We start from the raw sequence: 19,958 nt of genomic DNA on the forward strand, positions 1-19,958 counted from the left end.
CAGATGCCGTTGCCGGCCACCTTGATCCGCACCTCGCCGGGTCCCGGTTCGGGCAGGGGAACGTCGACCAGCCGTGGCGGCTTTCCCCACTCGAAGAGACGATAGGCTTTCATCCTTTTTCCTTTCAGACTGTAACCCGATGTTACGCCAAAAGATGGTTTTGCGTAACGTCAGTTTGTAAAAAACAGGGTCAGATACCTTCGGCGATCATCGCATCGGCGACCCGTTTGAAGCCGGCGATGTTGGCACCGTCGACGTAGTTGCCCGTCACGCCGTATTCGTCGGCCGTCTGTGCGACATTGGTGCAGATATGGACCATGATATCCTTGAGCTCCGCATCGACCTTCTCGAAACTCCACCGCATCATCTGGGCGTTCTGGCTCATCTCCAGCGCGCTGACCGCCACGCCACCGGCATTGGCAGCTTTGGCGGGTCCGAAACAGATGCCGCTTTCAAGGAAATAGTGGATCGCATCGGGCGTGGATGGCATATTGGCCCCCTCCGTGACGCTCACGCAGCCGTTTTTGACCAGTGCTTTGGCGTCGGCCAGCGACAACTCGTTCTGTGTCGCGCACGGGAAGGCGGCGTAACAGGGGATATGCCAGGCGGCATGGCCATCTTTCGGATACTCCGAAACCGGAATGTACTGCGATTCCGGGTGTTTCCCGGCGTACTCTTCAAGCGATACTCTCTTCTCGAACTTCAGCTCCTTCAGAAGGTCGAGATCGACCCCCCGCGGGTCGTAGACCGTCCCTTTCGAATCGGAACAGGTCACGGGCACGGCACCCAGAGCATAGAGCTTTTCAATGGCGTGCAGCGCCACGTTGCCCGAACCGCTCACGGTACAGACTTTGCCTTCGAGCGGTTTCTTTCCTTCGATTTCGAGCATCTTTTCGGTGAAATAGACGACACCGTACCCCGTCGCCTCCGGACGCATCAGCGAACCCCCGAAAAAGAAAGGCTTCCCGGTCAATACCCCTTCGTAACTGGAGGTGATCTTCTTGTATTGGCCGAAGAGGTAGCCGATCTCTCTGGCACCCACGCCGATATCGCCGGCAGGTACATCGATACGCGGACCGATGTATTTGTGCAGCTCCTGCATATAGGCGGAGCAAAAATTCATCACCTCGAAATCTGTCTTTCCTTTCGGATCGAAGTCACTGCCCCCTTTGCCGCCGCCGATGGGCAGACCCGTCAGAGCGTTCTTCAGAATCTGCTCGAACCCCAGAAACTTCAGGACCCCTTCGTTGACGGAGGGATGAAACCGAAGCCCCCCTTTGTAGGGTCCCAGGGCGTTGTTGAACTGCACACGATAGCCCGTGTTGACCTGTATCTGATTGTTGCGGTCCATCCATTCCACTTTGAATTTGAAAATCCGGTCCGGCTTGACGAGCCGTTGCACGATGGCGTTCTCTTTGTATTTCGGATCGGAGAGGTAGAGTGGTGCGATGGAGAGGAGTACCTCTTCCATTGCCTGAAAGAAGACATCGTCCTCTCTGCAGTTCGGATTTCTCAAACTTTTGATGTACTTTCTCGCGCGTTCCAGATCTTTTTGATCGACGCTGGCCAGTCTGTTTTGTTTCATGTGTTTCCTTTGATTGATGTTATAGGCTGCAGGCTGTTGCGACCCTGTATTCCGACACTTTTCTCCCTTTCGTATCGACAATGTGAACGGCACACGCCAGGCACGGGTCGAACGAATGCACGACTCGCAAGACTTCCAGAGGTTTCGTCGGATCGGCAAGATGTATACCTATCAGCGACTCTTCGTACGGGCCTCTGATCCCTTTCGCATCTTTGGGCGACGCATTCCATGTCGTCGGCACGACGGCCTGGTAGTTACACACTCTGCTCTCTTCGATTTTCACGAAGTGCGCCAGAACACCTCGCGGCACTTCATGGATACCCCGCCCCTGCGCCGATTTTGGGAGTGTCTCAAACTCATATTTCGTCCAGGTCTCCTCATCGTAGTATTTGATGTTTTCGATCAGATCGCTGCAGAAGTCGAAAATGGTTTCACAGCAGATTTTCGCTTCGACAGCACGGGCGGCATTTCGGCCGATCGTGGAAGAGAAATCGATAAGTTCCATACCCGTCTCTTCCATGAAAGCCTCCACCGCAGGCTTGATGATAGTCGAATCTTTCAGATAACCGATGATCATACGTGCAGCGGGGCCCACTTCCATCGGTTCATTCTTGTAGCGTGGGGCCTTGACCCAGCTGTATTTTCCTTCCGTTTTGAGCGATCCGTCGTCGTTAAGGTCGGTATAGAACGGTACCGTCGATTCGTCGTAGGGCGATGTCGGTCCATTCTCTTCATACCATGAACGTGACGCTTCTTCCGTGATATGATCGTCGTCGAAGGATTCGATATGTTCGAAATCGTGTCGATAAATGACACCATTTTCAAACAGTACCGTACCGCTTGCGAGTCGGTATCCGCCGGCCGCCATGAAATTGCCGCTGCCGCGTCCGACTCCCTCTTTCATCTCCTGGTTGTACGCTTCGACGAGCAGTTGCATATCGGGGATATAGGCGCGCTCGATGAAATCACGTGTATCCTTCATGATGAACATGTAGTCGTTCAACCGCTGGGGGTTGAGCATATCGGCCACACTGGTGACACCTCCGACGACCAGATTTTGCGGATGGGGTGTTTTGCCTGCGAAAATGGCGACCGCTTTGCTCAAAACCCTCTGGACACGCAGCGCTTCGAAATAGTGGTTTATGAGAACGAGATTCTCCTCCGGAGTCAACCGGTAGGCGTCGTGTCCCCAGTATCCATTGGCGAAAAGCCCCAGCCGTCCCGCCTTGACAAAAGATGCAAGTTTCTCTTTCAATGACGAAAAATGACCGACCGACGATCGATAGGGATAGGAGTGATAGCGTTTCGCGACCTCCTCCGCTTTGGCGACATCCGCTTCGAGTGCACTGACGATATCGACATAGTCGAGTGAATGAAGATGGTAGAAATGGATGATGTGATCCTGCACGAAAAGTGAGAGCGTGACAAGATTGCGTATGATTTCGGCATTGGGCGGCGGTACGATGCCGTAGGCATCTTCAACCGCCGCAATCGATGCACGATAATGGACATTGGTGCAGACACCGCAGATACGCTGGGCAATCAGCCCCACATCTCTCGGGTCGCGTCCTTTCAGAATCACTTCGATGCCGCGGAAAAGCTGTCCCGATGCCCAGGCCTCCCTGACTACGTTTTCCTCGTCGATTTCGATTTCGATACGCAAGTGTCCCTCGATGCGGGTGATCGGATCGATCACGATTTTTTTGAGACGTCCGTTACTCATTTTCGGCCTCCTCTTCCAGCGGTCGTTCGTTGGCGTAAAGATCAAAGGCAATTTTCCCTTCGCCGCATGCGATACAACCGTGCCCAGCCTGAACCGGCCAGCTCGTCCCTTCGTTGAATTTCACCTGCGGGCAGTTGAGGTCGGCGTAGGGACCTTTGCACCCCATTTTGAAGAGGCACCATCCCTGTTTCGCCCCCTCGTCACCCCACTCCAGAACAAACTCCTCGAGATCGTAATGGCCGCGACGTTCACAGTTGTCGTGGATACGGTAGCTGTAGGCCCATTTCGGACGTCTCTTCTCGTCGAGTTCCGGGATCTCGTCGAACATGATGTAATAGATCAGTGTCCCGACGACATTGGCGGGATTGACGGGACAACCCGGCAGATGGATGACATCGTCGCGTTCCAACGCTTCCGATACGCCGACGGCACCCGTCGGGTTGGGTTCGGCCGCGACGACCCCACCGTCGAGGGCACAGGTGCCGACCGCCAGAACCGCTGCGGCACTCCCGGCCACTCTTTTCAGAAGTTCAATCCCGGTTTCTCCTTTCGGCCCGATTCGCAGATATTTTCCTTCCATTCCCAGCGGAACCGCCCCTTCGACGATCAGGACGAAGCCCTCTTTCTCGTTTTCAACAATCGAATCGAGTGTACGTTCGCTCTGATCGCCCGCCGCCGCCATCAGAAGATCGTGATAGTCGAGTGAGATATAGTTGAGAATCAGGTCGGTGATCTTTGGCTGCGCCGTTTTGATGAATGCCGTGGAATTGCCGGTACAGTCGGCCAGTTCCAGCCAGACGATCGGAATTTTGTTGAGCTGTCTGATCGCCTGATCGACCAGCTCTTCATGCCGGGGTGACAGACGCATACTCGCCGTGATCATCGAAACCCAGCGATTGTATTCACGGTTCATATCGAGCGCTTTGATCGCCTCTTCGAGATTCTCCGTCGTGATCCTGTTTTTGGGATGGAGACGGTTGAACTTTTCGATCCGTTTCCTGATCTTTTCCATTTCGGCCGCCTCGCGGGCCGCCTCTTTCTCTGCCCGGATTCGCGCCGCCTCCTCGGGATCGACCGGCGTCTTCGCGATGAGATCGACGATATCCTGTTTGCAGCGCCCACAGACCCTCCCCGCCTCGGTCAACCCTTTGAGTTCCGCGAAACGGGTGACGGCGTTCTCTTTGATGAGTTCGACGAGGTCGAATTCGTACGTACCGGTACAGCTGCAGACGAGCCGTCCCCTCTCGCCCACCTTCCGGCTATGGTAGAAGAAAGTGGGATCGACCGGCTCGTCCTTCTCCATGATCCGTTTGAGCTCCATGACATCGACATTCGAGTTGAGTCCAATGAAGCGCCGCAGCCGGTCGTCGTTGACGATATACTGATCGACCCGTTTCTCTTTTCTCGATTCGATGATGATATCTTCGTTTTCCGGATCACGGGGATCGTATTTCGGCGACGAAACGTCGGTAAAGAGAAAGGCACCCACTTTCAGCCCGTCGATGGCCGGCTCGTGTTCAAATCGTTCCGATTCGATCCCCAGGATGTTGGCGACCGCCACATCCGCTTCCTGTGTGCTTTCCCTGACACGACCCGCGACAAAACCGTCGCTTCGCAGCTGGGCCGCCTCCCCTACCGCATAGATGTCAGGATCGGAAGTCCGCATCGTCTCGTCGACAAGGATGCCCCTGTCAACCTCCAGAACACCTCTTGCAAAATCGACGTTGGGGGTGATACCGACACCGAAAATGAGGAAGGGATCGTCGATGGTATGATGCTTCGTCACGATCGTCGCAAGGCGGTTTCCCTCGATTTTTCTCTCGACGATTTCGTCGTGATAGGAGATCGTCACACGCGGATCGGCTTCAAAAATCTCCGATATCCACGCCACCGCCATCGGATTGAGTGCACGATCGTAGAGATGCGCTCCGCGTGAAAGAAGAAACATCCTCTTCGGATCGGGCATTTTGACCAGGGTGTCGAGAAGTTCCAGGCCGATGGGACCGACGCCGGAGATGATGACGTTACGCCCCTTGATGCCTTTCGCGATTTTGAAACTGTCATCGGCACTCCGAAAGGTCGCAGCGTTTTCGATCCCACCGATGTCGAAAAGCGTTTTCGGCTTCGAGCCGGTCGCGATGATCAGTTTGTCGTATCCGAAGAGGGCATTTTCGGTCACCACCTTTTTCTCTTCCGGCTCGATGGAGAGAACGCGTTGATTCAGCTCCACGTTTACATCGGGGTGGAGTTCGAGCAGAATATCTTCCAACGCCGCGCTTCCGTCGACCAGCCGGCAGAGATGAATCCGGTCGTAGGGCGGATACCTCTCGGCAGAGAGAATCACTACCTCGTGCCCCTTTTCCCGCTCCATGATGGTGTTCGCGGCGTGTGCCCCCGCGATACCCCCACCAATGATGACGATACGCATCTCAATCTCCTTTCGGGCCGGCAGGCTCACCTTTTCGGGCCGCTCTCTTTTCCGCTTTTTCGGCCTTTTTCTTCTCGGCATAACGTTCCCGGCTCTCTCGGGCAACCGTCTGCCAAACAAACCACTCATCGTTGACGTTCTCGGCCTTCGATGCGGGATTCGGCTTCTCGGAGGAGTGGGTCAATGCCTCGTCCGCTTTTGGACATGCCCGCACACACTCCCCACAATAGATACAGAGCCAGGGGTTGTATCGGTACTCCTTGTGCCCGTCATCGTGCTGGTAGAAGACGATCGCCTTTGGAGGGCACGCCTTCTCACACCGGTCACAGAAGATGCAATGCTCCACATCGTAGAGAATGAGTCCCCGATAGTCGGAAGGCACCTGCACATCCCCAACGAAAGGGTATTTCACCGTATGGGGTGGTTTGAACATATTGCTCCAGGCATTGGCCAGTGATCTAAACATCCAAATCTCCTTCTCTGCCATTCGATAAAAGCGAACCGCAACGACCCTTTCTCAATTCTTCACTCTTCACTTTCCACTCTTCACGCATCTATTTTGCCGTACACGACATACAGGGATCGAACGATGCCAGTATCGCCGGTGCATCGGCGTATTCGCTCCCTTTGAAAATTTCGACCATCGCCGGTATGCCGGAAAAAGTCGGAGTTTTGATACGTACACGGTCCAGGAAATTCTTGCCGCTGCCACGCACCAGATACATCAGTTCCCCCCGCGGTGCCTCGAGTCGGACGATCGCCTCACCTTTGGGTTTGCCTTTGATCTTCAGCAGATGCTCTCCCTCCGGCAGGTTCTGCACGATGTTTTTGCACATCTCGATGCTGTTGAGAATCTCATAGAGCCGCACCATATTGCGGGCGTGGATATCGCCTCCCTTCTCGAGAACCACTTCGAAACCGACCTCTTCGTAAGGCAGATCGGAACTCTCCAGACGTACGTCCGTCCGCAACCCGGCAGCGCGGGCGAGCGGCCCGAGGGTATTGTAGATGCACGCCTCCTCGTAGGTCAGCATCCCGACACCTCTGTATTTCAGTGAAAGGGACCAGTTTTTCGAAAACTCTTCCAGCAGTCGTTCGATTTTCGGTTTCAGCGCATCCAGTGTCGCCACGACCTCTTTCGCCGTCTCGGGCGAAATATCGCGATGGACACCACCGATGGCGATATAGTCAAACTGCACCCGGTTGCCGCTGATCGCCTCCTGCAGGTCCATAACCGGCTCCCGTGCCGCCATCACTTCCATGAACATCGCTTCGAAACCGGCATTTTCCGCTGTATGGGAGAGGCAGAGCATATGGGAGTGGATGCGATCGAGTTCCACCATCAGCATCCGCAGATAGTCGATTCGCCGGGTGCTTTCGAACTCCAGCATCTTTTCGACGGCGAGCGTAAATGAAAGCGAATGGGTGATGGCGCACAGACCGCATACCCGGGCAACCACGTAGGGGAGTTTTTTCCATTCGAACTGGGTCACACACGCCCGCTCTATTCCGCGATGGACGAATCCGACATCGGCTCCGACCTCGACAATTTTTTCGTTATGGGTCTTGAATTGAAAACGGACCGGCTCCAACAGAGAGATATGCTGGGAACCCAACGGTATATTGATCACTTTTTTCACACTTCACACCCTCCCAATCCCATCGTTTTCAGAGGGGTTTTAAGCGAATCGTCACTCAGGTAGAGCTTTCCTTCGATGCCTTCGATTGTCAAACCGAACATATCCACCACCTCACGCTCACCCATGATGGCCGAGGGAATCAGTTTCACGATAGAGGGTACCTCTGTTTCGTAATCGGTAATGCAGTAAAACACAACCGTTTCATCCTTTGCACCATATTTCGCAAAGATCCACTGCAGCTCGATCTTCCCATCGTCCAGGTCTATCCCGTTGAGAGTCAGAAAGTGCCACTCGTACCGATCGTAGAACTCTTCGATCGTTTTGACCACTCTTTCGAGAGTCGTTTCAATCTTTTTCATTTTTCCTCCCCAATACGTTTCGCCATTGTCAACCGGCTGATCTTTTTTCCGATCCTCTTTATCCCACCGAAGAGCCGGAATGGTTTTTCGATCGCTTTGTTTTTCTTCTCAAGTATCGACAACGCCTGCACGATCCCGTCGATAATGAGCTGTGGCGAGGCGGCACACCCGGGTACATAAACATCCACCGGGATGTACCGATCGATGCCGTCTTCAACATTGTACATACCACGAAAGACCCCGCCGGTCGAGGTACAGGCTCCGACAGCGACGACCACTTTGGGTTCGGGAATCTGACTGTAGAGTTCCACAAGTCGCTCTCTGGAGTGAAACGTTACGGGACCCGTCACCAGAAAAATGTCCGTCTGCTTCGGATTTCCCGTATTGACGATGCCGAAACGCTCCAGATCGAATCGGGGACTCAGCGCTGCGAGTATCTCTATGTCACAACCGTTGCAGCTGCCGGCATTGTAATGGAGAATCCAGGGTGATTTTTTCCTGAACTGTGCCAACCATTTCATGTGAGCATCCAGACGATGTTGATGCCTGCCAGCAGCAGTGCCAGCAGGTAGCTGATTTTGACCATATCGGCTGCACGGACTCGCGCGGTGGCATTGTCGACGAGGTTCACCAGGATGAACGTACCGATGACCAGCAGTGCCCCGAGCCAATAGTCCGCTCCTCCAAAGAGGAATACGAAACTGTAGATGAAGATATACTCCAAAAAACGTGCCATATAGAGAAACTCGAAGAAGAAACCGCTGTACTCCACTTCCACGCCGCCGACGATCTCCTGATGCCCTTCGACCACATCGAACGGCGACTTTTTCACTTTGATGGGAAGAATGACGAGCAGCGCCAGAAAGAGCAGTGGCATCTGCGACAGATAGCCGCTGTGGTGCAGAATGTCACCGATATAGAAACTACCCGCATACAGATAAAACCCGACCGTCACAAGCAGCAAAACCGGTTCGTAGGCCACCAGCGCAAGGAGTTCGCGGTTCGCTCCGATCTGGGAAAAAACCGAACGGACACTGTAACCGGCGATAACCAGCACGATCAGCGCAAAAAGATGCAGAAAGACAATATAGAGGAGATTCCAGCCAAAAAAGATGGCACCCACCGTAATCCATAGAACCAGAAAATGTACGACACCCAGCAATGCATGGGCGGAATGGATGACGAGCGTGCGTTTATCCATCAACTTGAACATGTCGTAAAAAGGCTGCAGCAGCGGAGGCCCCTGACGTCGCTGCATACGGGCACGCAACACCCTTTCCCCGCCATAGACCAGCCCGCCGAGCACCGGTGCCATCACGATCCAGAACCAGGTTGTCATGAGAGGGCTCCTGTCAACGCGACCGACACGAAAAGAAGTGTGAAGAACGTATAGATAGCCACCCGTATTTTCGGAGTCGGTTCGTAGTAATAGAGTGCTGCATCAAACGACTCCTTCTCGCCGCAGTGATAGCATTTCACACGATCAAAACGATCCATCCAACGATACGCCAGTGGCGCCAGAACGAGCATGGCGATGGGCACGAAAAAGAGTGTAAGATCGGCCACTTGCTGAACGGCCGCCAGCCGGATTGTCGTGAAGACGACCAGAACGGCGAGAATGGCAAGCGGCAGGAGAAACCCGGACGGCATCGCTTCATGCCCGAGACCGACGATGTCCGAAGGCCGCGAGAGGATGGCCGCCGTCACTTTGAAATAGAGAAGCACCAGCAGTGTGCTGCCGATCAGAATAGAGAGAAGCAGCAAGAAAAGCCCCGGATGGTCCGGCAGCATGTGAGAAACCTCTTCGATGGCAAACAGCTTGACGATAAAAAGACCAAAAGGCGGCAATGTCAGCGAGACGAATCCAAACAGAATGAAACGGGCACTTTTCGGTGCCGTTTCAATCAATCCTTTCATATCCTCGATATCTTTGAGATGGTGCAGTTTTTCGACCACACCCGCCGTCATGAAGAGCATCGCTTTGGAGAGCGCGTGAAAGAATATGAGCACCATCGTCAATATCGATGTCTCGGGCGTACCAATGGCTGCCAGCGCCATCATAAGTCCCAACAGTGCGATCGTGGAGTAGCCGAGGATCTCCTTGAAAACGGTACGCGAAAGGGCCAGATAGGATGCGGCGACAAATACGAAGCCGCCGAATGTCGAGAGCAGCAGACCCACACCCGTGCCTCCCAGAGCCGGAGAGAGTTTCAGAATGAGCCACGGGGCAATTTTCACCATTGTCGCCGAGTGGAGGATGGCACTGACGGGTGTCGGTGCCACCATGGCACCAAGCAGCCAGCCGTCAAAGGGGATCGACGCTCCTTTGACCAGCGCCGCCATACTTACCAGCGAGACACAGAGCAGAAGGGTGCCGCCGACACTCCCGGTCAATGCATCGAACCGTGTGGTGTCGTAACCGTAAATGGCGCAGAGCGTTCCGAGCAGAATGACGACACCTCCGATCTGATTCATCCAGAGTGCCTTGAGTGCGTTCTTCTGTGCCGTTTCGTCGCCTCTGAAACCGATGAGAAGATAGGAAGCCAGTGTCGTCATCTCGAAAAGGAAGAAGAAGAGCAGCAGTGAATTGCTTACCACGACAGCGTTCATAACCGAAAGAAAGAGAAGCAGATAGGCGATGAAAAGCCGCTTCTTCTCTTCGGAGATCTCTTCGTAGCTCATATACCGCACGGCGTAAACGACGATGATTCCGCCAACAATATTGATGATGAGAAACATGAAAGTCGACAGAGCATCGACGACGACTTCCGCACCCCCCTCTTCGGGAAGAACCGATTCTGCCCAGCCATAGAGCAGCAGCTGTATGACCGCCAGCAGTGTGATGATCCGCCGATCGAACCGTCGCCCCTGCCACAGGAAATAGAGAAGCAGCAACAGATCCGCAATTACGATGAATAGTTCGAGCCAATGGGGAAAATGGAAGGTCAGAACAGCACTGCCGAAGTAAAGCTTCAACGCCGTCGCAGACAGCAAAACGACGGTTGTCGCAAGAAGTATATATTGCATTTTTTCGGATCTGAACCATCTCAGGAGCAGTGTCGCAACAATCGGTAACAGAATAAGTAACATAGCACCTGGCATGACAACTCCTTGCATGCGCCCATCTGAGAATCATCTTAATGATCCAGCAGCCAGGGCCGCTCCAAAACTGCAACGGTATTCAGAGTAGCCTGATGTATTTAGTGTAACACAATATTCTTATAGACGTTTGATTAGATGCGGAGTTTTGTATATATTTGGTTAATTATGATCATATTTTATTCATCGTATAATGTTATATTATTACAAATTTCATATCCGAATTGAAGTTTCATTCAGCCAGAAGCGGGCAATCTTTTTCGGAAACATCGAAACGGAAAAGTTCTCGCTTCGTCGCAGCAGAGAGATAACGGTAGGAGATGGTGATACCGCTCTTGAGAAAACGCTGGGATCGGCTGCATATGCCGGCCGTTACATTCCGACGCATTCTCTCTTCACCCTCTTTGATGATCTGCTCATCGCTTTTTGGACCTGCTGCAATTTCAAACGTATAGATCAGCTTCTCGCCGTCGGCATCGATACCCACCAGTTGTGTATAGGGATCCACCCGTTTCGGCAACTCTTTGCCGAGTTCTTCCGCTGCCGCTTTGACGATGTTCTGATTCTGTATCCTGATTTTTTCTGCCATATCGTCCGTCGTGGCGAAAAGTACCACTCCGCACATCATACACAGCAACAAAAATCTTTTCATCCATTCCTCCATTTTTTGTATTGGTTGACAAGGCCGTTGGTGGAGCTGTCATGCGATTCTACGACTCCGTCGCCCTCCAGTTCCGGAAGGATCTTTTTTGCGAGCTGCTTACCCAGTTCCACCCCCCATTGATCAAAACTGTAGATGTTCCAGATAACACCCTGGACGAAAATTTTGTGTTCATACATTGCAATCAGTTTTCCGAGTACTTTCGGTGTCATCTTTTTCAGCAGTATGGAGTTGGTAGGACGATTGCCCTCGAAAATTTTGTGTGGAATCAGGTCAGCCACCTCCTCTAGAGTTTTTCCCGTCTCCAGAAACTCCCTCTCCACCTCTTCCCTCGTTTTTCCGAAAGCGAGCGCTTCGGTCTGTGCAAAAAAGTTGGAGAGGAGTTTTCTATGATGATCGCCAATCGGATTGAGCGATTCGGCAGGTGCGATGAAATCGCAGGGAATCAGTTTGGTACCCTGATGTATCAGCTGATAAAAGGCATGCTGGCCATTGGTGCCCGCTTCTCCCCAGATGACAGGACCGGTCTGGTACTCGACTTTGTTTCCGTTTCGGTCCACATATTTTCCATTCGATTCCATATCGCCCTGCTGCATATATGCCGGAAAGCGGTGCATATACTGGTCATACGGCAAGAGCGCATGACTTTGTGCACCGAAAAAGTTATTGTACCAGATACCCAGGAGTGCCAGAATGACGGGCAGATTGTCACGATACGGAGTGTTTCTGAAATGGTTGTCCATCTCGTAGGCGCCTTCGAGCAGTTCGACGAAACGATCAAAACCGATCGTCAACGCGATCGAGAGACCGATCGCGGACCAGAGTGAATAACGCCCGCCGACCCAGTCCCAGAATTCAAACATATTGTCGAGATCGATGCCGAATTCTCTGACGGCTTCCGCATTGGTCGACATCGCGACGAAGTGCTTCGCCACCGCCTTTTCGTCGCCGGTCGCTTTCAGAAACCAGTCGCGTGCCGTATGGGCGTTGGTCATCGTCTCCTGCGTCGTGAAGGTTTTGGATGCGATCAGAAAAAGCGTCGTCTCCGGATCGACTCTTTTGAGAGTTTCGGCGATATGCGTTCCGTCGACGTTGCTGACGAAATGGGGCTCGATATCGTCGCGTTTGTAGGCTCTGAGGGCTTCCGTAACCATGACCGGCCCCAGGTCGGAGCCGCCGATGCCGATATTGACGATATCCGTGATCGCTTTGCCCGTATAACCTCTCCACTCGCCGCTGTGCACTTTGGCACAGAATTTTTCCATCTGGTTCAAGACGGCGTTGACGTTCGGCATCACATCCTCTCCATCGACGAGGACAGGTCTGTTGCCGCGGTTTCGAAGCGCCGTATGCAATACGGCACGGTTTTCGGTACGATTGATCTTCTCGCCTCGGAACATCGCGTCCGCAGCCCCTTTCACATCGCATTCGGTGGCCAGATCGAGAAGCGTTTCGAAGATCTCCCCGTCGATCAGGTTTTTCGAAAAGTCGAGCAGTATCTCGTCGTCAAGCGTTCTCGAGAATTTCCCGAACCGTTGCGGATCTGCAGCGAACATATCGCGCAGATGTTTTCCCTTTTTCTCTTCGTAGAGTTTCCCCAGCCTCTTCCATGTATCGGTTCCGGTCGGATCGATATTTTTCAGCATACTCACTGACTCCTATACCAGTTTGAGATAGCTCACACCCAACGGGGGCAGCTGGAGAGTGAGCGAATGTTTGCGTCCGTGACATTCGATATCTTCCGTCTCTATCGGTTCCGGATTGGTGATATCCCACCCCTCGTAATGTTTGTACTGGGAATTGAAGATCTCTTTCCATCGACCCGGTATCGGCATACCGACCCGGTAGTTGTGATAGACGGTATCGGCAAAGTTGCAGACTACGAGAATCGTCTCCTCTTCCCTGTCGCTTTTTCGAAGAAACGCGAGCACATTGTGCTGATAGTCGGTATCGTCGATCCACTCGAAACCGGCATGCTTCTCGTCGTAGAGATGAAGCGCCCGTTCGGTTTTGTAGAGTGCATTGAGATCGCTCACCAATCGCTGGATACCGCGGTGGCACGGATTTTCCAGGAGGTGCCAGTCGAGACTCTGCTCGTAGTTCCATTCGGACCACTGTGCGAACTCCCCTCCCATGAAAAGGAGTTTTTTGCCGGGATGCGCCGTCATATAGGCGAAGAGTGCACGCAGGTTGGCATATTTCTGGTTGTCGTCTCCCGGCATCTTGCGAATGAGAGAACCCTTCATATGCACCACTTCGTCGTGGCTCAGCGGCAGAACGAAGTTTTCGTCGAAAGCGTACCACATGCTGAAGGTGATCTGGTGGTGGTGGTGCTGGCGGTAGATGGGATCGAGCTTGAAATATTTGAGTGTATCGTGCATCCATCCCATATTCCATTTGAATCCAAAACCGAGCCCACCGACATAGACCGGTCTTGTCACCATCGGGTAGGCCGTCGACTCTTCCGCCACCATGACGATGTCCTCATACTCTCCGTAGACCGTTTCGTTGAGCTGTTTCAAAAACGCAATGGCATCGAGATTTTCATTGCCCCCGAACTCGTTGGGAATCCATTCACCCTCTTCTCTCGCATAGTCGAGATAGAGCATCGACGCCACCGCGTCAACACGGATACCGTCGATATGGTATTTTTCAAGCCAGTACATCGCACTCGAAATCAGAAAAGCACGTACTTCGTTCCGTCCATAGTTGAATATGGCACTCTTCCATTCCGGATGGTACCCGAGACGCGGGTCGACATGCTCGTAGAGACAGGTACCGTCGAAATTGATAAGGCCATGACCATCGGTGACAAAATGCGATGGAACCCAGTCCATGATGACGCCGATATCGTGCTGATGCAGAATATCGACGAACTGCATGAATTCCTGCGGCGTGCCATACCGTGCCGTCGGGGCGAAATAGCCGGTTACCTGGTATCCCCATGAGCCTTCGAAAGGGTGTTCGGTAATCGGCATGATTTCGACATGGGTGTAGTTCATATCGGTGAGATAACGGGCGAGTTCGTGCGCCGATTCGATATAGGTCAGCGATCGGTTCCCCTCTTCCACAATTTTTCGCCACGACCCCAGATGAACCTCGTAAACGGAGATGGGTTTGTCGTGGGCATTGCGTTCTTTCCGCATCGCCATCCAGGCATCGTCGTTCCATTCGTAATCGTCGATCTCCCAGACGCGTGAAGCGGAATGCGGTGGTTTTTCGGCATATTTGGCATACGGATCCGCTTTTTCGAATGTGCGTCCATCCATTTTCGAGACGATATGATATTTGTAGGTCTGCCCTACATCCACATCTTCGATAAACCCTTCCCAGATACCCGATTCGTCTTCACGAAGTTTCAAGGGATGCGCCGCAGCATCGTAGCCGTTGAAATCACCGATGACACTCACCATCGCGGCATTGGGCGCCCAGACAGCGAAATAGACTCCGTCCATCTTATCTCTTTGCATCCTGTGGGAGCCGAGTTTGTCGTAGAGCTTGACATGTGTTCCCTCTTTGAAAAGATAGATATCCATATCACTGAATCGGGTGACGTCATAGTGTATTGCGTTCATAATAGCCTCACTTGTAATTTTTCACGCGTCTGCTGTAGAGCGTGTGGTAATAGAGATCCTCATATTTTTCCGCCGCACTTTCCCAGTCGAATCTTGCCTGCATCGCCGTTCTCTGCATAATCGCGAAGGCATCTTTTTCGTAGCGGTAGGTGTCTGCCGCCCATTTGACTGTATGATAGAGTGCGTCGTTGGTCGCCCATTCGAATTTGAAGCCGTTGCCCGTTTTCGTGGCAGGATCGTAGTTTTGAATCGTATCGTCCAGACCGCCGGTCGCCCGGACGATCGGCAATGTGCCGTAACGCAGCGAATAGATCTGATTCAGCCCGCAGGGTTCGAACAGCGAAGGCATCAAAAAGAGATCGCTGCCCGCTTCGATGACATGGGCAAGCTCGTTGGAGTAGCCGATGTAGCAGGCGAAACGGTCGGGATACTTTCCTGCGATATCGCTGAAGAACCCTTCGGCCCATTTTTCTCCCGTTCCGAGCATGACGATCTGAACATTCAGATGCAAGAGCCCCTCGATCGCGCCGGCGATCAAACCGATCCCTTTCTGTTCCGCAAAACGTCCGACGAAGCCGATAAGGGGTACATCGTCCCACACCGGCAGGTTGAATCGATCCTGCATGTCCGCTTTACAGACCGCTTTGCCGCTCATATCGTCCAGATCGTACCGTCTGGCTATAAAGGGATCGATGGCAGGACTCCACTCGTCATAATCGACACCGTTGAGAATGCCGTAGAGTTTGTAACTGTGCGCTCCGATATGCCCTTCGAGTCCGAAGCCGAATTCCGGAGTCTGGATTTCATGCGCATATTTGCGGCTCACCGTCGTCACGGCATCGGCATGTGCGATACCCCCCTTCAGAATATTCACCCCGTCCATCGATTCGAGTTCATGGGGATTGAAATGTTCCCAACCGGCTTCCATCACATCCATGACACCTTTGAAAAAGATCCCCTGATGCTGAAGATTGTGAATGGTCAATACCGATGCGCTCTCTTTGAAAAAGTCGTCGAACGCATAGCGTGAGTTTTTCAGAACCGGCTGCGCCGCCGTATGCCAGTCGTGGGCATGGATGATATCGGGTTTGAATCCGATTTTTTTGCATAGTTGGAATGCCGCTTTGCTCAGGAAAACGAACCGGTTGTCGTTGTCGGAATAGCTGAAACCCTGTTCATCGGCATAGAGACCCGATCTGCCATAAAACTGCTCATAGTCGATGAAATAGATCGGAACGTCACTGTTTGGCAGCGTATCCTTGTAGACACCGGCCCAGAGTTCCCCCATCGCACCCATCGGCACACCGAGCGGCCCGACGATATGTTCGAGTTTGTCTTTGTCGATACTGTAATAGCGTGGCATTACGACAATGACGTTGTGTCCAAGTGATGCCAGCGCTTTGGGAAGAGCACCGGCCACATCTGCCAATCCGCCGGTTTTTGCAAACGGTACAACTTCCGATGCGGTAAAAAGAATATTCAGCGCTTTATTCATATCATCTCCTTGCATTGAAGGGTAAATGGTGAACAGTCAACGGTGACGATCCGTTCCTCTTTTCGTGCACCGTCTGCCCTTCACCGTTCATCTCTTGGTTACATTGTATCCAACAACAGCTTCGCCCCTTCCAAAGAGGCGTTTTCGATATGGCTTGCCTCCAGTCGGAGATCCTCCATCGCAGCATGCAGTGCAAAATCGCCAAGTCTGGCGTTCAGAGACTCCAACACGAACGGATTGTGCCGGATCACTCCGCCTCCCAGCACGACGATTTTCGGGTTGCAGAGTGTCACGAGTGTCGCGGCGGCATACAGCAGGGCATCGATATATTTCTCGGCAATCGAACGGCAACTTTCACTGCCGGAACGAAAGAGCCTGTCGAGATCGACAGGCTCTTTGCAATCCAGATGGGCCATCCATTTTTCGATACCGCTGCCGGATGCATAGAGTTCGATGCAGTTGTGTTTTCCGCAGCCGCAGGCGAAGGGCGCTTCCCGATAGGGGATGTGTCCGATCTCCCCGGCAAGGCCTCTCGACCCATAAACGATCTCTCCTTTTTCAATGATGCCGCTGCCAAGCCCTGTGCCCGAATAGAGAGCCACCAGATTCTCCTCTCCCCAGTAAACCGATTCGGCCAACGCGGCACAGTTGAGATCGTTCTCTATCCGGACACGAATGCCATATTTCGATTCGAAATGGGCCTGGATGTCAACTATTTCGGTCTCGATGTTGGGGGCCGAAAGTATTGTGCCATCGTGCACCTGTCCTGCAAACGAAATCGCGACGGCGTCGATATCGGAATATTTTTCGATCATCGTCCCGATGAAGTGCGCTAGCTCTGAGTCCCGACTCGACATATTGCCGCACACTTCAGTTTCTCCAATGAGCTCATATCGCAAGTGTGTACCTCCGATATCGATCGCAAGCCGGCTCAAAAAAGAGTCCTGTAGAGTGATTCGTAACGTTGCGCGCATCGCCTTATGGAAAAGTCGCAATCCATATCAAACTTCCTGATTCTGCGGAATGTCCGCCTCGTGTCGTAAAGTTCTATCGCCTCTTCGATGGCGCGAACCAACCCCGAAGCACCGGGCTCGGAAAAAGAGACTCCTTTGCCGCACAGGGGCTCTTTCCCGTTCCAGGGATGGACGGTGTCGCGCAATCCTCCGATGCGGTGCACAACAGGGATGGTTCCGTAACGCATCGCGATCATCTGATTGAGTCCGCACGGTTCGAACCGCGAGGGCATCAACAGAAAATCGGCAGCCGCATACATGCGATGGGAGAGCGATTCGTCATAACCAATCTGCACATGGATATTGGAATACTGTTGTGAAAGCGCATCGAACAGCATCTCGTAACGTCTCTCTCCTCCGCCCAGTATCGAAAGAACCATCGGGAACTTCCCAATCACATTGGCTGCATCAATGATCCAGTCCAGACCTTTCTGCTCGACAAAACGTCCGATGAAAATAAAAAGAGGAAGCTCCGGCGTGTCGATATCGATTTCCTCGAGATAGGCCTTTTTGCACCGGCTCTTGTTGGCCATACGTCCGGCACTGAAATGGTAGGGCAGCGACGGATCGCCCGATGGGTCATACAGAGTCGTATCGATACCGTTGAGAATACCGGAGAGTTTTTCGTGATGCAACCGCAAAAATCCGTCGAGTCCACAGCCGAACTCCGGCAGCTGTATCTCGACCGCATAGCTCGGACTCACCGTCGTCACGGCGTCACTGTGGGCGATGCCGCCTTTCAACCAGTTGAGCGAACCATAGAACTCCATATCCTCTAGCGTGAAATGGTGTGGCGACAGACCCGTACGACTGATGGAGAGGGGCGGAAAGATACCCTGATAGGCGAGATTGTGGATCGTAAACACGATCCGGGTTTTCAGTCCGGCATCTTTTACGAGGGGCGCCGCGAGCGCCGTATGCCAGTCGTTGAGATGAAGCAGTTCGATCGAAAGGCGTTTGGAGAGCTCTACAATGGCATGAGAGAAAATAGCGAAACGGATATCGTTGTTCTCGTAACAACCTCCCGGTGGGCCATATATCCCTTCACAGTCGCAGAGTGTCTCGTTGTAGACGAAAAGATGTTCCACTCCCTCATAATGCGTTGAAAAAATCTCGACCGTATGGAGCGTCTCGCCAACGATCAGCGTCATCTCCATGCCGGTCGGTTCTATTTGGTATCTCTTTTTGTCGATGAAACGATAAAGCGGCATCAACGATACGACATCCAGGTGTTCCGAAAGCGCTTTGGGAAGAGCGTGTGCGATATCCGCCAATCCTCCTGTTTTGGCGAAGGGAAATATTTCGGCCGCAGTGAAAAGCACTCTCATCGTTTTCCTTCGACGACACTTCTCAAAAGGTCAGCCGCCTCTTCGGGCGAAACGGGGTTGATATGGACGCCGCTGCCAAATTCGAATCCACCGAGCCGAAAAAGACGCGGCACGATTCGAAGTCCGAAGCGCCACATCTGAGGCAGTGCATCGAAAAAGGATTCCGTCGTGACATTCTTTTGCACCGGAGGAGTATTGAATGTGATATTGAAATCGAAGTCGCCCAACTGTTGATAGAGCGCGTCGATCGTCTGCTTGAGAACATTCGCGAGATCCTGCAGCTTGATATCGTTCAAATCGGTCAACGATGCGGCACTTTCACGGCTGATAACCATCACTTCGAATGCAAATGTCGATGCAAAGGGGCAGATAGTCATAAAATGTTCGCTCTTTATAATGATCCGATCGCCATCATGCTCCTCCTCGGAGAGGACACTTTCGAAAATGTTGTGACGGCGCTCGAGGAAATAGCGGTGGGCCCGCAAGAGCTGATCCATCTTTCGTTTCGGCACAATCGGAAGCGCAATCAGCTGCGTATGGGGATGAGACTGGGTTGCGGCACCATAATGGCCGTGATTTTTGAAAAGCGAGAAATAGACGAGCCTGAAATCGTTTTTCAAGTCGTTAATGCGGGATCGCAACGTATAGAGCCAGTTGAAATATTCCTCATGTGTCCAGGCATCCATGCGTGTCAGATGGCGGGGTGTATCGACAATCACTTCATGGGCACCCAGACCTTCCCATGCCTGATAGATTCCCACCTCTTTGCTCTCCCACGCCGCTTCGATCTGTACCGCTTTGTAGAGGTTGGGGACGACACGGGTTTTCCATCCCGGCGTATCGGGTTCATTTTCACGGATGGCATAGATTTCGTGCGGCGTCATCGATTCGTGACCTTCACAGAAGGGACACGATCTTGTATCGTTCTCTTCTCCGCTCACATATTTGTAGCAGTCGGGCCGGTGCAGGCGTTCGGGTGCGATCAAAGCATACTCATCGTGTATCAGGTCATAACGGATTTCGGACATCCAGCGCTCCTACTCTTTTCGTGT

Annotated in this window: 16 protein-coding genes; all 16 read right to left on the bottom strand. The window is 52.8% G+C overall.

The annotated features are described in order from the left end of the window. Positions 1–190 precede the first annotated feature (190 nt). The 16 genes from gdhA to Q1K24_RS00905 all read right to left on the bottom strand — a co-directional run bounded on the left by gdhA (position 191) and on the right by Q1K24_RS00905 (position 19,934). Positions 191–1,585 (bottom strand): NADP-specific glutamate dehydrogenase, encoded by a 1,395-nt coding sequence (gdhA, locus tag Q1K24_RS00830; RefSeq protein WP_300364683.1) that lies wholly within the window; start codon positions 1,583–1,585, stop codon positions 191–193. A 19-nt stretch (positions 1,586–1,604) separates the two neighbouring features. Then, the gene (locus Q1K24_RS00835) at positions 1,605–3,308 is read right to left on the bottom strand and encodes a nickel-dependent hydrogenase large subunit (RefSeq protein WP_300364685.1); all 1,704 of its coding nucleotides are present in this window, start codon (positions 3,306–3,308) and stop codon (positions 1,605–1,607) included. Next, complete coding sequence (locus Q1K24_RS00840) at positions 3,301–5,736, bottom strand: hydrogenase small subunit (protein WP_300364687.1); 2,436 nt, start codon at positions 5,734–5,736, stop codon at positions 3,301–3,303. The genes Q1K24_RS00835 and Q1K24_RS00840 overlap by 8 nt, the downstream gene beginning before the upstream one ends. A gap of 1 nt (position 5,737) precedes the next feature. Continuing rightward, positions 5,738–6,202, bottom strand: coding sequence for a 4Fe-4S dicluster domain-containing protein (locus tag Q1K24_RS00845; protein ID WP_300364689.1), 465 nt, complete (start codon positions 6,200–6,202; stop codon positions 5,738–5,740). An 88-nt stretch (positions 6,203–6,290) separates the two neighbouring features. Next, positions 6,291–7,376: a nickel-dependent hydrogenase large subunit gene (locus Q1K24_RS00850; protein WP_300364691.1), complete on the bottom strand. Its 1,086-nt coding sequence runs from the start codon at positions 7,374–7,376 to the stop codon at positions 6,291–6,293. Further along, positions 7,373–7,735 (bottom strand): NADH-quinone oxidoreductase subunit C, encoded by a 363-nt coding sequence (locus Q1K24_RS00855; protein ID WP_300364693.1) that lies wholly within the window; start codon positions 7,733–7,735, stop codon positions 7,373–7,375. Before Q1K24_RS00855 ends, Q1K24_RS00850 begins: the two co-directional genes overlap by 4 nt. Then, on the bottom strand, positions 7,732–8,256 hold the full coding sequence (locus Q1K24_RS00860) for an NADH-quinone oxidoreductase subunit B family protein (protein ID WP_300364695.1): 525 nt from the start codon (positions 8,254–8,256) through the stop codon (positions 7,732–7,734). Before Q1K24_RS00860 ends, Q1K24_RS00855 begins: the two co-directional genes overlap by 4 nt. Further along, positions 8,253–9,074, bottom strand: coding sequence for an NADH-quinone oxidoreductase subunit H (locus Q1K24_RS00865; RefSeq protein ID WP_300364697.1), 822 nt, complete (start codon positions 9,072–9,074; stop codon positions 8,253–8,255). Before Q1K24_RS00865 ends, Q1K24_RS00860 begins: the two co-directional genes overlap by 4 nt. Further along, positions 9,071–10,837 carry a proton-conducting transporter membrane subunit gene (locus Q1K24_RS00870; RefSeq protein ID WP_300364698.1) on the bottom strand — a complete coding sequence of 589 codons (1,767 nt, stop codon included), beginning with the start codon at positions 10,835–10,837 and terminating at the stop codon, positions 9,071–9,073. Before Q1K24_RS00870 ends, Q1K24_RS00865 begins: the two co-directional genes overlap by 4 nt. Positions 10,838–11,066: 229 nt before the next feature. Beyond that, entirely contained in the window at positions 11,067–11,486 is a 420-nt protein-coding gene (locus tag Q1K24_RS00875) for a hypothetical protein (RefSeq protein ID WP_300364699.1), read from the bottom strand. Then, positions 11,483–13,141 (bottom strand): glucose-6-phosphate isomerase, encoded by a 1,659-nt coding sequence (gene pgi, locus Q1K24_RS00880; RefSeq protein ID WP_300364700.1) that lies wholly within the window; start codon positions 13,139–13,141, stop codon positions 11,483–11,485. Before pgi ends, Q1K24_RS00875 begins: the two co-directional genes overlap by 4 nt. Before the next feature lie 12 nt (positions 13,142–13,153). After that, positions 13,154–15,070, bottom strand: coding sequence for a 1,4-alpha-glucan branching protein GlgB (gene glgB, locus Q1K24_RS00885; protein WP_300364701.1), 1,917 nt, complete (start codon positions 15,068–15,070; stop codon positions 13,154–13,156). Between the two features lie 7 nt (positions 15,071–15,077). Continuing rightward, on the bottom strand, positions 15,078–16,565 hold the full coding sequence (gene glgA, locus Q1K24_RS00890) for a glycogen synthase GlgA (RefSeq protein ID WP_300364702.1): 1,488 nt from the start codon (positions 16,563–16,565) through the stop codon (positions 15,078–15,080). 98 nt (positions 16,566–16,663) lie between these two features. Further along, complete coding sequence (locus Q1K24_RS00895; RefSeq protein WP_300364703.1) at positions 16,664–17,539, bottom strand: ROK family protein; 876 nt, start codon at positions 17,537–17,539, stop codon at positions 16,664–16,666. Further along, the gene (locus tag Q1K24_RS00900) at positions 17,497–18,906 is read right to left on the bottom strand and encodes a glycogen synthase (RefSeq protein ID WP_300364704.1); all 1,410 of its coding nucleotides are present in this window, start codon (positions 18,904–18,906) and stop codon (positions 17,497–17,499) included. The genes Q1K24_RS00895 and Q1K24_RS00900 overlap by 43 nt, the downstream gene beginning before the upstream one ends. Beyond that, entirely contained in the window at positions 18,903–19,934 is a 1,032-nt protein-coding gene (locus Q1K24_RS00905; RefSeq protein WP_300364705.1) for a galactose-1-phosphate uridylyltransferase, read from the bottom strand. The genes Q1K24_RS00900 and Q1K24_RS00905 overlap by 4 nt, the downstream gene beginning before the upstream one ends. Positions 19,935–19,958: the final 24 nt, after the last annotated feature.

Source organism: Hydrogenimonas sp., assembly GCF_029932565.1.
GTDB lineage: Bacteria > Campylobacterota > Campylobacteria > Campylobacterales > Hydrogenimonadaceae > Hydrogenimonas.